This window comes from Marinobacter similis, from assembly GCF_000830985.1.
Taxonomy (GTDB): Bacteria; Pseudomonadota; Gammaproteobacteria; order Pseudomonadales; family Oleiphilaceae; genus Marinobacter; species Marinobacter similis.
This window is the reverse complement of the sequence record NZ_CP007151.1, coordinates 3,057,445-3,070,017: the sequence shown is the minus strand read 5'-3', so window position 1 is coordinate 3,070,017 and position 12,573 is coordinate 3,057,445. Positions and strand designations below refer to the sequence as shown.

At 58.6% G+C, this 12,573-nt stretch carries 8 protein-coding genes and 4 pseudogenes; 5 read left to right on the top strand and 7 right to left on the bottom strand.

Features of this window, described 5'->3' with window-relative positions; genetic code table 11:
• Positions 1-12: 12 nt before the first annotated feature.
• Positions 13-826: pseudogene (gene ppsR, locus AU14_RS14225) on the bottom strand (posphoenolpyruvate synthetase regulatory kinase/phosphorylase PpsR).
• Positions 827-994: 168 nt separating this feature from the next.
• Between ppsR and ppsA the strand changes: the two are divergent.
• Together ppsA and rraA are read left to right on the top strand one after the other, a co-directional pair.
• Positions 995-3,367, top strand: a complete 2,373-nt coding sequence (gene ppsA / locus AU14_RS14220) for a phosphoenolpyruvate synthase (RefSeq protein ID WP_041341827.1) — start codon at positions 995-997, stop codon at positions 3,365-3,367.
• Between the two features lie 29 nt (positions 3,368-3,396).
• On the top strand, positions 3,397-3,876 hold the full coding sequence (rraA, locus tag AU14_RS14215) for a ribonuclease E activity regulator RraA (RefSeq protein ID WP_041341824.1): 480 nt from the start codon (positions 3,397-3,399) through the stop codon (positions 3,874-3,876).
• A gap of 119 nt (positions 3,877-3,995) precedes the next feature.
• On the opposite strand, the gene AU14_RS21940 is transcribed toward rraA, so the two are convergent.
• The 3 genes and pseudogenes from AU14_RS21940 to AU14_RS14200 form a co-directional block, all read right to left on the bottom strand.
• A complete protein-coding gene (locus AU14_RS21940; RefSeq protein ID WP_236744098.1) occupies positions 3,996-4,166 on the bottom strand; it encodes a PilZ domain-containing protein in 171 nt (56 codons plus the stop codon).
• Positions 4,167-4,288: 122 nt separating this feature from the next.
• Entirely contained in the window at positions 4,289-4,960 is a 672-nt protein-coding gene (locus AU14_RS14205) for a TIGR04211 family SH3 domain-containing protein (RefSeq protein ID WP_041341821.1), read from the bottom strand.
• A 125-nt stretch (positions 4,961-5,085) separates the two neighbouring features.
• Positions 5,086-5,384 (bottom strand): annotated as a pseudogene (locus tag AU14_RS14200) (YciI family protein).
• Between the two features lie 120 nt (positions 5,385-5,504).
• Between AU14_RS14200 and AU14_RS14195 the strand changes: the two are divergent.
• Positions 5,505-6,383: a PHP domain-containing protein gene (locus AU14_RS14195; protein WP_041341818.1), complete on the top strand. Its 879-nt coding sequence runs from the start codon at positions 5,505-5,507 to the stop codon at positions 6,381-6,383.
• Here AU14_RS14195 and AU14_RS14190 read toward each other — a convergent pair.
• The 3 genes and pseudogenes from AU14_RS14190 to rne form a co-directional block, all read right to left on the bottom strand.
• Positions 6,380-6,922, bottom strand: coding sequence for a YecA/YgfB family protein (locus AU14_RS14190; protein WP_041341816.1), 543 nt, complete (start codon positions 6,920-6,922; stop codon positions 6,380-6,382). The genes AU14_RS14195 and AU14_RS14190 overlap by 4 nt on opposite strands.
• Positions 6,923-6,925: 3 nt before the next feature.
• Entirely contained in the window at positions 6,926-7,075 is a 150-nt protein-coding gene (locus tag AU14_RS23955; RefSeq protein WP_179944704.1) for a hypothetical protein, read from the bottom strand.
• Between the two features lie 1,045 nt (positions 7,076-8,120).
• Positions 8,121-10,204: pseudogene (rne, locus tag AU14_RS23950) on the bottom strand (ribonuclease E); the annotation flags it as partial.
• Positions 10,205-10,973: 769 nt separating this feature from the next.
• Here rne and rluC point away from each other — a divergent pair.
• Positions 10,974-11,905 (top strand): annotated as a pseudogene (rluC, locus tag AU14_RS14180) (23S rRNA pseudouridine(955/2504/2580) synthase RluC).
• Complete coding sequence (locus AU14_RS14175) at positions 11,906-12,553, top strand: HAD family hydrolase (RefSeq protein WP_041341813.1); 648 nt, start codon at positions 11,906-11,908, stop codon at positions 12,551-12,553.
• Positions 12,554-12,573 lie beyond the last annotated feature (20 nt).

Here is a 12,573-nt window from a genome sequence, read left to right as displayed (position 1 = left end):
TGCCGGCTTGGCTCAGCGGTTCCGTTTCAGGCCCGTGGTTACCATAATCCGGGTCGAAATTTCTTCCACCGAATAAGCGTGGTGTTGAGGTAGGGGATGCGCTCGCGCCGGTACATCAGCTCGATTTCCTCGATCTCGTGCATGCACTGTTTGATGGACGAATAACGGGAGTTCGGGCGGCGCTCGTTGCGAATAGTCGCCAGCCGTTCGGGCTCGATGGTCAGGCCGAAAATTTTCTCCTTGTGCGGCTTCAGGGCTGCAGGCATCAACTGGTCCGACAGATCCTCTTCGGTGATCGGGTAGTTCGCGGCCTTGACCCCGTATTGCAGCGCCAGATAGAGGCAGGTTGGGGTTTTTCCGCTTCGGGATGCGCCCACCAGGATTAGATCGGCCTCATCGTAGTGTCGGGTGCGCGCGCCGTCGTCGTTGTCGAGGGCAAAGTTCACGGCATTGATGCGGCGCTCGTAACTGCCTTCGTTATTGATGGAGTGCGACTTCCCCACGGTGTAAGACGACGAGGACTGCAGTTCCTGCTCCAGCGGATTCAGGAAGGTGCCAAAGATGTCGATCATGAAACCTTCGGCGGTAGCATGATCTCCCGGATGTCGCGATTAACGATGGTGTCGAACACCAGCGGACGGGCACCGTCGATTTCTGACGCTTTGTTAATGCGGGTCACCATCTCGGTGGCCTTTTCCTCATCGTCGATGTAGGGCACAGTCACGCGCTCAAAATCGATTTTCTCAAACTGGGCCAGAAGGCTGTGGCCGAGCGCCTCGGCGGTGAGGCCGGTGCCATCGGAAATAAAGAAAGCAGTGCGTTTCATGGTGTCTCGTCCGGTTCCGTATTTGGCGTGTTCCCTAGGTAATTGCCGCAGGTTACAGTATCATACACGCCAAGTTCGAGACTCCGCAGTGGATATTGCCTGCTTTTACCGCTAGATACCGCTGGCCCGGTTATGCTCTTTGCTTTACAGACTCAAGGGAGACGTGCTTTGGAAGATTACATTATCTGGTTTGATCACCTGGGAATGTCGGATGTTGACCGGGTGGGTGGCAAAAACGCCTCTCTCGGTGAAATGATCAGTAATCTAGCCAACGCAGGCGTGACCGTTCCCGGTGGTTTCGCCACTACCGCCCACGCCTACCGTGAATTTTTGGCCACCGACGGCCTGAAGGACAAGATCGACAACGCCCTGGATGCGTTGGACGTGAACGATGTGAACGAACTGGCCCGCGTGGGTGCCCAGATTCGTCAGTGGATCATCGATACCGATTTTCCCGATGTGCTCGAGAACGCACTGAAAGAATCCTTTGCCACTCTTCAGGCCGGCAATGACAACATGGCCGTTGCCGTGCGCTCGTCCGCCACGGCAGAAGACCTTCCCGATGCCTCGTTTGCCGGCCAGCAGGAAACTTTCCTGAACGTCGTGGGCCTGCAGCAGGTTCGCACCTCGGTGAAGGAAGTGTTTGCCTCCCTGTTTAACGACCGCGCCATTTCCTACCGTGTGCACCACGGCTTTGATCACAAGCTGGTGGCTCTGTCAGCCGGTATCCAGAAAATGGTGCGCAGTGAAACCGCAGCCAGTGGCGTTATGTTCACCCTGGACACCGAATCCGGCTTCCGCGATGTGGTCTTTGTGACCGCCTCCTATGGCCTGGGCGAGACCGTGGTTCAGGGTGCTGTTAACCCTGATGAGTTCTACGTTCACAAACCGACCCTGGAAGACGGCCGGCCATCGGTACTGCGTCGCAACCTTGGCTCCAAGGCCATCAAGATGGTCTATCAGACCGACGCCGATGCCGGCGAGTTCGTTGAGACCGTCAAGGTTGAGCAGGAAGACCGCAACCGCTTCTGCATTACCGATGCGGAAGTTGAAGAGCTGGCCAAGCAGGCCATGATCATCGAGAAGCACTACCAGCGTCCGATGGACATCGAGTGGGCCAAAGACGGCGACGACGGCCGGATCTACATCGTCCAGGCGCGCCCGGAAACGGTGAAGAGCCGTGCCTCCGCCAACGTCATGGAACGCTACCTGCTGAACGAAACCGGCAAGGTGCTGGTCGAAGGCCGCAGTATCGGCCACAAGATCGGCAGCGGCCCGGTGAAGGTCATTACCAGTATTAAAGAGATGGACCGCGTGCAAGCCGGCGACGTGCTGGTCACCGACATGACCGATCCGGACTGGGAACCGGTCATGAAGCGCGCGTCGGCTATCGTTACCGATCGTGGTGGCCGTACCTGTCACGCAGCCATCATTGCCCGGGAGCTGGGTATCCCTGCCGTGGTGGGTTGTGGCGATGCCACCGAGCTTCTGAAGGAAGGTCAGGAAGTGACCGTGTCCTGCGCCGAAGGCGATACCGGCATGATCTACGAGGGCGCGTTGGACTTTGAGCTGCGCGAGAACACCGTGGATTCCATGCCCAACATTCCGTTCAAGATCATGATGAACGTGGGCAACCCGGACCGTGCCTTTGACTTCCAGGCGCTGCCGAACGAAGGCGTTGGCCTGGCCCGGCTGGAGTTCATCATCAACCGCATGATTGGCGTGCATCCCAAGGCTCTGCTGAACTTTGATGGCCTGCCACGTGACATCAAGCAGACCGTTGAAAAGCGCATTTCCGGCTACAGCTCGCCGGTTGATTTCTACGTCGATAAACTGGTTGAGGGTATTTCCACCCTGGCGGCGGCGTTTGCACCGAAGAAAGTGATCGTTCGTCTGTCCGACTTCAAATCCAATGAGTACGCCAACCTGATTGGCGGCACGCTCTATGAGCCGGATGAAGAAAACCCGATGCTCGGCTTCCGCGGTGCATCCCGCTACATTTCCGAAACCTTCCGGGACTGCTTTGAGCTCGAGTGTCGCGCGCTGAAGAAAGTCCGTAACGAAATGGGCCTCACCAACGTGGAAGTCATGGTGCCGTTCGTGCGCACCGTGGGCGAAGCCGAGCAGGTGGTTAACCTGCTGGCGGAAAACGGCCTCAAGCGTGGCGAGAACGGCCTGCGCGTCATCATGATGTGCGAGCTGCCGGCCAACGCTCTGCTGGCGGAGCAGTTCCTCGAGCACTTCGATGGCTTCTCCATTGGCTCCAACGACCTGACTCAGCTAACTCTGGGCCTCGACCGCGATTCCGGCATCATTGCGCACCTGTTTGATGAGCGTAACGATGCAGTGAAGGCGCTGCTCTCGAATGCCATTCAGGCCTGTAAAAAAGCCGACAAGTACATCGGTATCTGTGGCCAGGGGCCGTCGGACCATCCGGATCTGGCCAAGTGGCTGATGGACCAGGGCATTGATACCGTGTCCCTGAACCCGGATTCGGTTCTGGATACCTGGTTCTTCCTGGCTGATGAAAAAATCGACTGAGATCAATTTCAGGAAAAGGAGAGCAAACAGTGGCAGATATCATTACCCCGGACCTCTGTGATGAGTTCCCGGAAGTTGAAGTCGTCGAGCCGGGCTTCAACAACTACGGTGGCAACCGGGCATTCGGTGGCGAAATCGTCACCGTGAAATGCTTCGAGGACAACTCCGTGGTCAAGGAGCAGGTAGGCCTGCCAGGCAATGGCCGGGTTATGGTAGTGGACGGCGGTGCTTCAAAGCGCCACGCGCTGCTGGGTGACATGCTGGCGGAGAAAGCCGCCAGTAACGGCTGGGCCGGTCTGATTATCTACGGCTGTGTGCGCGATGTTGATGAGATTGGTAACACCGCTCTGGGTGTTCAGGCGCTGGGCACGCACCCGCGCAAGAGTGAGAAGCGCGGTCTGGGTGACCTGAACGTGCCGGTGACCTTCGGTGGGGTGACCTTCCGTCCGGGCGACTACATCTACGCCGATAACAACGGCATTATCGTCTCCAAGAAGCCTCTGGTCTGAGGCTTGGTTCTTCTGTTCTGAACCCATTCGTGGGGTAGGGACAAACAAAAACGGCGGCCATGGGCCGCCGTTTTTCGTTCTGTTGCTTTTTAACGCGTGACTTTCTAGCGCGTGATTTTTTAACGTGTAACTTCGCTGATATTCGTTCCCAGCAAGAAGCCGTTGCCGTCCGGCTCGCATCGAATCACCTCACACACCGTTTCCAGTGGTGGAAACTGATCACTGCTGGGGTGCAGCACGGTTTGCAGCTCTTCGCCGGCCTCGACTTGCTGCTCAACGTAGATCTGCATGCCGGCGGCACTCAGGTCACGGCAGACGCCCTTAAAGCGGTTGCCCTGCTGTCGGTAATCTCAATTTCCGAATTCACCTGCATGCGGTGAAAATCGCGCTTTTCCGAATAATCCTTCATGCATCAGGCCCAGTTGTCGGTTTTTCTTGTTGGTTTCAGCATCGGAATGATCAGTGCCAACAGCACGCCACCGAGCACCAGGCCGGCGCCCAGGAGCATGAAATCGGATTCCTTGCTGGCCTCAAGCCGCTCGTTTTCGGCGGTCAGTACTTCGAGATCGTTGCGGATTTTTTGGTTTTCTTCACGCAGCTCGCGGTTGCGGCGTTCCAGATTGATGGAATCCGCGGCAATGCTCTTGATGCGCTGGAGTTCTTCCTGAAGCGTTTCGGAACGTTCTGACAGGGAGGCTTCAGCGTTTTCCAGGGCGTTGCGCTGCTGGGTGGTTTCGGACAGCTGCTGTTTTAGTGTGGACAGCTCGCTGCGGGCCTGCTCAAGTTCGCGGTTGGCGCGCTTCAGGCGATCAGCGGCGATGGGGGCGTCGCTCAGGTATTGGCTGGAAACCCAGCCTTCCGTGCCTTTCGGAGTGCGAACCCGGGTGTAGCCGGCATCGGTGGTTTCCAGTACCTCTAGTGGTGTGCCGCTGGGAACCGCATTTTCGATGATTCGAAACTGGGTACCGGCACCGGCGCGAACCGGCAGATAGAGCTGGTCGTCAACCCAGACGGTTTTGGCCTGGGCCACGGCCACAGAGGACACAACGAAAAGTACACTGATAAGCAGGCGGAAAGGCGTCACTGGATACGATCCCTGAGTTAGACGATTAAAAAGCGGTCATTGTTCAAAGGCGCAATTTTGTCATAGATAGTCGGTCGTTCAAGCGGGCCAGCATTACAATAAACTCATGCACTGGCCGGCGGCGCCTACGGCAGCACGGCCTTGAACGGTTTCACCACGACCTTCTCATAGACCCCGGCCTCGATGTACGGATCGGCGTCGGCCCAGGCCTGAGCGGCTCCAGCGAATCGAATTCGGCAACCACCAGGCTGCCGCTGAAACCGGCTTCGCCGGGATCCGGGGTATCGATGGCGGGGTGGGGGCCAGCTACCAGCAGGCGACCTTCGGCTTTCAGAGCGTGTAGCCGCTCAAGGTGCGCGGGCCGAGCGGATTGGCGCATGGGAAGGCTGTTTTCAACGTCTTCGCTGATGATGGCGTAATACATTCCACTCTCCGGTTGGTCGCCAGTCCATCTGGCAACAAGATCTGACACACGATCAGGGCATGGCTGGTACACTGGTAGACGAACTGGCGTCTTTGCCAACCACCTGATTCAGGATTTTTAGTGACTATACCGCAAGACCTTGATTTGTGCATCGATCTGCACTGCCACAGCACCGCCTCTGACGGCGCCTTGTCACCGACTGATCTGGTGAGCCGGGCAGCGGAGCGAGGCGTGACCCATCTGGCGCTGACTGACCACGACACCATTGCCGGCCTGGCGGAGGCGCGTAACGCTGCCGCCGAACAGGGGCTAGAGATCATTCCCGGTATCGAGCTGTCCTGCCTGTGGAAGAGCCGCACCATTCATGTGGTTGGTCTGGATTTCGATTCTGAAAATCCCGCTTTTCAGCAAGCGCTTGAGCAACAGAATGAAAACCGGTGGGCGAGGGCGCGGATGATTGCTGATCGCCTGAGCAAGCTGAAGGTACCTGATCTTTTGGAGCGGGCGACTGCCGCATCAGGTGGTGACGTGCCGGGCCGGCCGCATTTTGCCAAGGTTCTGGTTGAAGCAGAAGTAGTCAGTAATCCCGCTCAGGCTTTCAAGCGCCATCTGGGTGCTGGTAAGCCGGGTGATGTAAAAGCCTACTGGCCGGAGTTGTCTGAGGTGGTGCAGTGGATCAATGATGCCGGTGGGATTGCGGTACTGGCGCACCCGCGCAAATACCAGCTTACCGCGACCAAGCTGCGGGATCTGACCGCAGACTTTCGGCGCGCGGGCGGGCGGGCTATCGAGGTTTCAACCTCAGGCCAGTCCAGTGGCGATCTGGGCTTTCTGGTGGAGCTGTGTCGTCGTGAACAGTTACTGGCCTCCCAGGGCAGCGACTTCCACTTCCCGGGGCCTGCCTGGTGTGAGCTGGGCCGTATAATGAAAATGCCAGACGGGCTTGAGCCGGTCTGGCATTATTTCAAAACCCCTGTGGGCGTGCCCGCCCCGGCTTAATCCGGGGCGTGGAACAGCAGATACAGGTCGGTCAGAGAATCCGGAATAGCATCCGCCATTTGCCGTGACAGCTTCTCGCTGTTACGAACGTTCTGGAAATCCTCGTCTTCGAACAAGCCGGACAGCGTCAGCATCGGCACCAGCAAATCTGCGGTCTCTTCCTCGCTGGCTGCTTCCAGCCATTCCTCTTCACGCTCCAGGAAGGTGTCGACAAACCCGGCGCACCAGTTTTCCAGTGCGTTCATCGGGTCGCCATCTTCCGGCTCTGGCAATTCGAGGGCCTGGCCCATATCCAGGGCGTGGGCCATGGCCGAAGCCAGTTGCTCAACGCAGCGACGGAAGGCTTCCGGAACCCCGCTATCTGGCACCGCTTGGACGCCAGTGGCGAGGCGGAAGATTTCTTCCGCGCTCAGTTCTGCCGGGCCGACCACGCTGGCGCAGACGACGCCGTGAAAGCCGAAGAAGTCCAGGGCGTCTTCGCCCCAGGGCTCGGCAAACAGGATGTCTTCCAGCGCATCAATGTCGGAATTGGATAGCATTCTTTAATTACTCCCGGCTTTCTTGGCCTCTTCCGCAGCGCGTTGGCGCTTACGGACTTCTCTCGGATCATTGTAGGCACGGCCCGGTGTCACCGGAACCTCAGCGGCAGGCTTGGCCGCGGCTGCGGCCTTTTCCTGATCTGCTGCTGCCACTGAAGAGGCAGGCTTGGCAGTTTCCGGCTTGGACTCTGCTGCCGCAGGCTTCGGCTCAGGAGCCTTCTCTGCGGGTTTGGTTTCAGCGGTCTTTTGCTCGGGTGCTTGGCAGCCGTTTCCTTTTGAGCGGACGCCTTCGGCTCTGCCGGGGCTGCCTTGGCAGCCGCTTGCTCAGGCTTCTTCTCTTCAGCCACTTTTTGCTGGGGCGCTTTCTGCTCCGGGGCCTTCTGTTCAGAAGTCATTTGCTCTGCTGCTTTCTGGTCCGCACCTTTTTCCTGGGCGGCCTTCTGCGGGGCAGGCTTCTGCTCAGCGGTCTTGGCTTCTGCTGCCGGCTTCTGTTCCGCTGCAGGTTTGGCTTCCGGCTTGGCGCCGGCTTGGCTGTGTCGGCCTTCGCTGCCGGCTTGTCCGCTTCTTTACGGGCTGCTGCAGTGCTGGCTTGCTCGTCAGCCTTGGCTGGCTTGGCCTGCTTCACCGGAGCTTCCTGGGCTGGCTCGGCCTTGGCTTCCGCCTTGGTCTCGGGCTTGTCAGCTGCCTTCGGCTCTTGAGTGCTTTCAGCCTTGGCCGGCTGGGTGCTCTCGGCTTTAGCTGCAGGCTTCGCGGTGTCGGCCTTGGCTTCTGGCTTGGTCTCTGACTTAGCTTCTGGCTTAGTCTCTGACGTAGCCTCTGCCTTAGCTTCTGCCTTGGGCTCGGCTTTGGCCTGCTTCGGTGCGCCGGTATCCTGGGCTGGCTTGCTGTCAGCCACCTTCTCCGGTGCGGCGTTATCGCGCGGCTTCTGGCGGCCTTCGTCAGCTTTCACATCCTGCTTGCCGTTATCAGTTGCTTGCTCAGGCTGAGTGTCCTTCTGGTGCTTCTCGCTGCGTGAAGCCTTGCGATCGGCCGGGTTAGACGCCGGAGTTTCAGACGGTGAACCATCGCGGCCACGCTGACGGCGAGGCTTACGGGCTTTCTCGGCTGAGCCGCCTTTGTCGGCCGAATTGCCTTTGTCAGCGCTGGCTGGTTTCTTGCCAGTATCCTGCTGGGCTTTCTGGTCCTTCTGCTCCTGCGCTTCCTTCTGCTCGCGCTGGGGCTTGTTGCGACCCTGGCCACGACCACGGTTCTGATTGTCCCGACGGCCATCGCCACCTTTGTTGTCGCCGCCGCGGTTATCAGCGCCTTTGTTCTCACCGCTCTTGTCGGCTGCAGGGCGTTTCTGGGCGTTGCGGTTCTGGTCGTCGCCGCGGTTGCGTCCACGGCCACGGTTGTCGTCACCACGGCCTTGCTGGCCGCCCTGGCGACGATCACTGCCGCTGCGGTTGTTACCACCGGAGCGCTGATCGTCACGGGCTACGCGGGATTTGCGGCGGTCCTGACGACCCTGGTTCCGGCGATCTTCGCGGGCAGCCTTGTTCTTGTCGCGGCTTTCTTCGGTTTGTGTTTCTTCATCACTGAAGAAGCCAGCGATTTTGCGACCCAGACGGCGGAACAGGCCTTCTTCCTGCTCTTGGGTCTCGGCGGCTTTCTCTGTAGGTGCGGGAGCCGGCGCGCTCGGGCGGATGGCCTTAACAGCGGCCTGTTCGCGAACCGGGCGCTCAGGAGTCGGTGCTTCAAACACTTCTTCCTCGCGCACGCTGTATTCCTGGGCCACCTGGTGGCTGGCAACGTGCTCGGGCGTGGTTTCGTCCTGGCGCATTCTCAGAATTTCGAAATGCGGTGTTTCCATGTGCGGAACCGGTACTACAACCACGCTCACTTCCTGGCCTGCTTCGATGTCGGCCAGCTGCTTGCGCTTCTCGTTCAGCAGGAAGGTCGCTACGGAGACAGGAACAACGGCACGAACTTCGCCGGTCTTCTCCTTGGAGGACTCTTCGTAGATCAGACGCATGATGCTCAGTGCCAGCGACTCGATGCCACGAATAGTGCCCTGGCCTTCACAGCGCGGGCAGACTTCGCTGCGGGTCTCGCCCAGAGAGGGGCGCAGGCGCTGACGGGACATCTCGAGCAGTCCGAAGCGGGAGATCTTGCCGACCTGAACTCGGGCGCGGTCAATTTCCAGTGCTTCGCGGATCTTCTGCTCAACTTCACGCTGGTGCTTGGCCGGCGTCATGTCGATGAAGTCGATGACGATCAGGCGCCCATGTCACGCAGACGCAGCTGGCGGGCGATTTCTTCGGCCGCTTCCAGGTTGGTCTGCAGTGCGGTCTCCTCAATGTCGTGACCCTTGGTGGCACGGGAGGAGTTGATGTCGATGGACACCAGGGCTTCGGTTGGATCGATGACGATGGAACCGCCGGATGGCAGCTTCACTTCACGCTGGAAAGCGGTCTCGATCTGGCCTTCGATCTGGTAACGGCTGAACAGTGGGATTTCATCCTTGTACAGCTTGATCTTGTTCTCGAACGTGGGCATCACGGCGCGGACGAAGTTCAGGACGTCCTCATAAACACCGTTGGAATCGATCAGTACCTCGCCGATGTCCTGGCGAAGGTAATCGCGCACGGCGCGGATGATCACGTTGCTTTCCTGGTGGATCAGGAAGGGGGCTTTACGTTCGCCGGCGGCCTGGGTGATGGCTTCCCAGAACTGCACCAGGTAATCGAGGTCCCACTGGAGTTCTTCGGAATTGCGGCCAATACCGGCGGTACGCACGATGATGCCCATGGACTTGGGCACCTGAACGTCGTTCATGGCTTCCTTGAGCTGAGCCCGCTCTTCGCCTTCGATGCGACGGGAAATACCACCGGCGCGGGCGTTGTTCGGCATCAGTACAAGGTAGCGTCCGGCAAGGGAGATGAAGGTGGTCAGGGCAGCGCCTTTGTTACCGCGCTCTTCCTTATCAACCTGGACGATGACTTCCTGGCCTTCGGCGACCACTTCCTTGATGTTGACCTTGCCTTCGATCTGGCCCGGCGATTTCTTGAAGTATTCTTTGGAAATTTCCTTCAGGGGCAAAAAGCCGTGGCGCTCAGCGCCGAAATCGACAAAGGCGGCCTCAAGACTGGGCTCAACGCGGGTAATGCGGCCTTTATAGATGTTGGCTTTTTTCTGCTCGCGGGAACTGGATTCGATATCGAGGTCGAACAGACGCTGGCCGTCGACCAGTGCGACGCGCAACTCTTCGGGATGAGTTGCATTGATGAGCATTCTTTTCATGGAAAGAAGAAGTTCCTGTCGTTTAATTTTGACAGAAAACCGTGAGGGGTCGGCATCAGCGAAGCAGGATGTGCGTGCCGCGGGACTCTTCTACATCAAGAGCAAACCGGCGGCCAGACGAATCAGACCCTTATGGGGTGCGATCCTATTGGTCTTAGACCACCGACAGTCTGGCCACCTGTGGGCAGCGAGAGGTCGTGTAAAGTTGATGTCTGTTGACGCATATAATCCGTTTTCAGGTTCACTCAGGTGCCTGGGTCTCACGTCGTATTCGTAAGCTGGACGGCCCGGCCCTGGGTGGCAATGATTCTTCGCGATGTCGCCCGTCGGTTTTCCGCACGGTTTTATTACTCTCCCGGAAGCAGGGTGCAGCCGTCATCGGTCTGTCCTGGGGCTCCGGGAGCATTTTCTCCGCCGTTGCCCGATAGTGATTGGGCATGCGGCGTTCAAACTCTCGAATAGTGTCGGTATACTTCTGCCGCTCCGGCTTCTGACTAGAGTCTGTCAGGCCGTAGACAAACAACAGAGCACGCCGGAATATAACAGTATCCGGGTGCCCAATCAATGCTGCTAGCAGCTGTCCCTAAGGAATTCTATGTCCCGCAAGCCCGCGCGCAGAAAACCCGCCGCAAAGCGTCCGGCAAAAGCTGCCGCCCCTCGGGCACGGGATGCCGCGCGCAAGCCAAAGAGCGCCGAGCGCATCGGAACTGATCATCGCCCGAGCGCTGAGCGTAAAGCTGAGCATAAAGAGGTGCGTCAGGGGGTTCAGATGGTCGTTGTCGATGAGGATAACGAGGGGCAGCGGGTCGATAATTTCCTGATGGCGCAGTTGCGTGGCGTGCCCAAGAGCATTATCTACAGGGTGGTTCGCAAGGGCGAGGTGCGCGTTAACAAGGGTCGGGTAAAGCCCGATACCCGATTGAAAGCCGGTGACCAGGTTCGTATTCCGCCAGTGACCCGCAAGGAAAAACCGGCCCAGGTAGAGCCGGGCACTCGGGTTCAGGGCGTCATGGAAGCTGCGGTGGTGTTCGAGAATGAGCAGATGCTGGTGGTTAATAAGCCTCTGGCATTGCCGTTCACGGTGGCAGCGGGCTCAGTTTCGGATTGATTGAAGTGCTGCGGTCGGCGCGCCCCGAATCCCGTTTCCTGGAGCTTGTGCATCGGCTCGACCGGGACACCTCTGGCCTGGTGATGGTCGCAAAGAAGCGTTCGGCTCTGCGCTTTCTGCAGGACGAATTGCGCCACAAGCGCATCCGCAAGCACTATCACGCCCTGGTGAGTGGTCATTGGTCGGACTCGGTAAAGCGGGTGGAGGCTCCATTGCTGCGCTACGAGATGCCCAATGGCGAGCGCCGGGTGAAAGTTGATGAGACCGGCAAGGAGTCGCTGACACTGTATCGCTGCCTGCAGCGTTACGAGGGTTATAGTCTGGTGGAGGCCTCTCCGGTTACCGGTCGAACCCATCAGATTCGCGTGCACTGTACCTGCGAGGGTCATCCGATTGCCGGTGATGACAAGTATATGGATGATGTAAGCCTCAAGGCCTTCCGTGCTGTTGGTGGTCAGCGGCTTATGCTTCATGCCCGGGCGCTTGAATTCAGTTTGCCGGTTACCGGTGAGCTGATGCGTTTGGAGGCGCCCTACGACGATGCATTTGCGGATGTGCTCAAAATTCTGGAAGCGCGCAACAGGAACCAATAAATGAAGGTCAAGGTAGTCATATTTGATTGGGACGGGACCCTGGTGGATTCCGTCGAGCACATCGCCGAAAGCCTGCATCAGGCTGCGACCGAGCTGGGTTATCCGCAACTGGAGCGGGAAGCGTATCGGGACATCATTGGCCTCGGTATGATTGAGGCGCTTGAGAAGCTCTACCCGGGAATCAGTCGGGAGGAGATGAACACCATTCGCGAAGGCTACGGTCGCTATTTCTTTAGCAAGGTGACCACCCCTCAGAATGTTTTTGCCGGTATGGCCGATGTCGTGACTGATATTCGTGGCGCTGGTCTCGGTTGTTCGGTGGCGACCGGCAAGAGCAGGCGTGGCCTGGACATCGCACTGGATTCTAGTGGCCTCGGTCCGCATTTTGATACTACCCGTTGTGCCGATGAAACCCGGTCGAAGCCCGATCCCACCATGCTGGAGGAGATTGTCCGGTTCTACGGCATCGATCCCTCGGAAGCGGTAATGATCGGCGATACTCGTTACGACCTCGACATGGCGCAGCGGATTGGCATGCCGTCCATCGGGGTGGAGTGGGGCGTGCACAAGCGCGATGTGCTCGGCGATTACTCGCCGCACGCCATTGTCGATACGGTGCCGGATCTTCGTAAAGTGTTGGGGCTTTAACGCCAGTTCTATTTGAACGT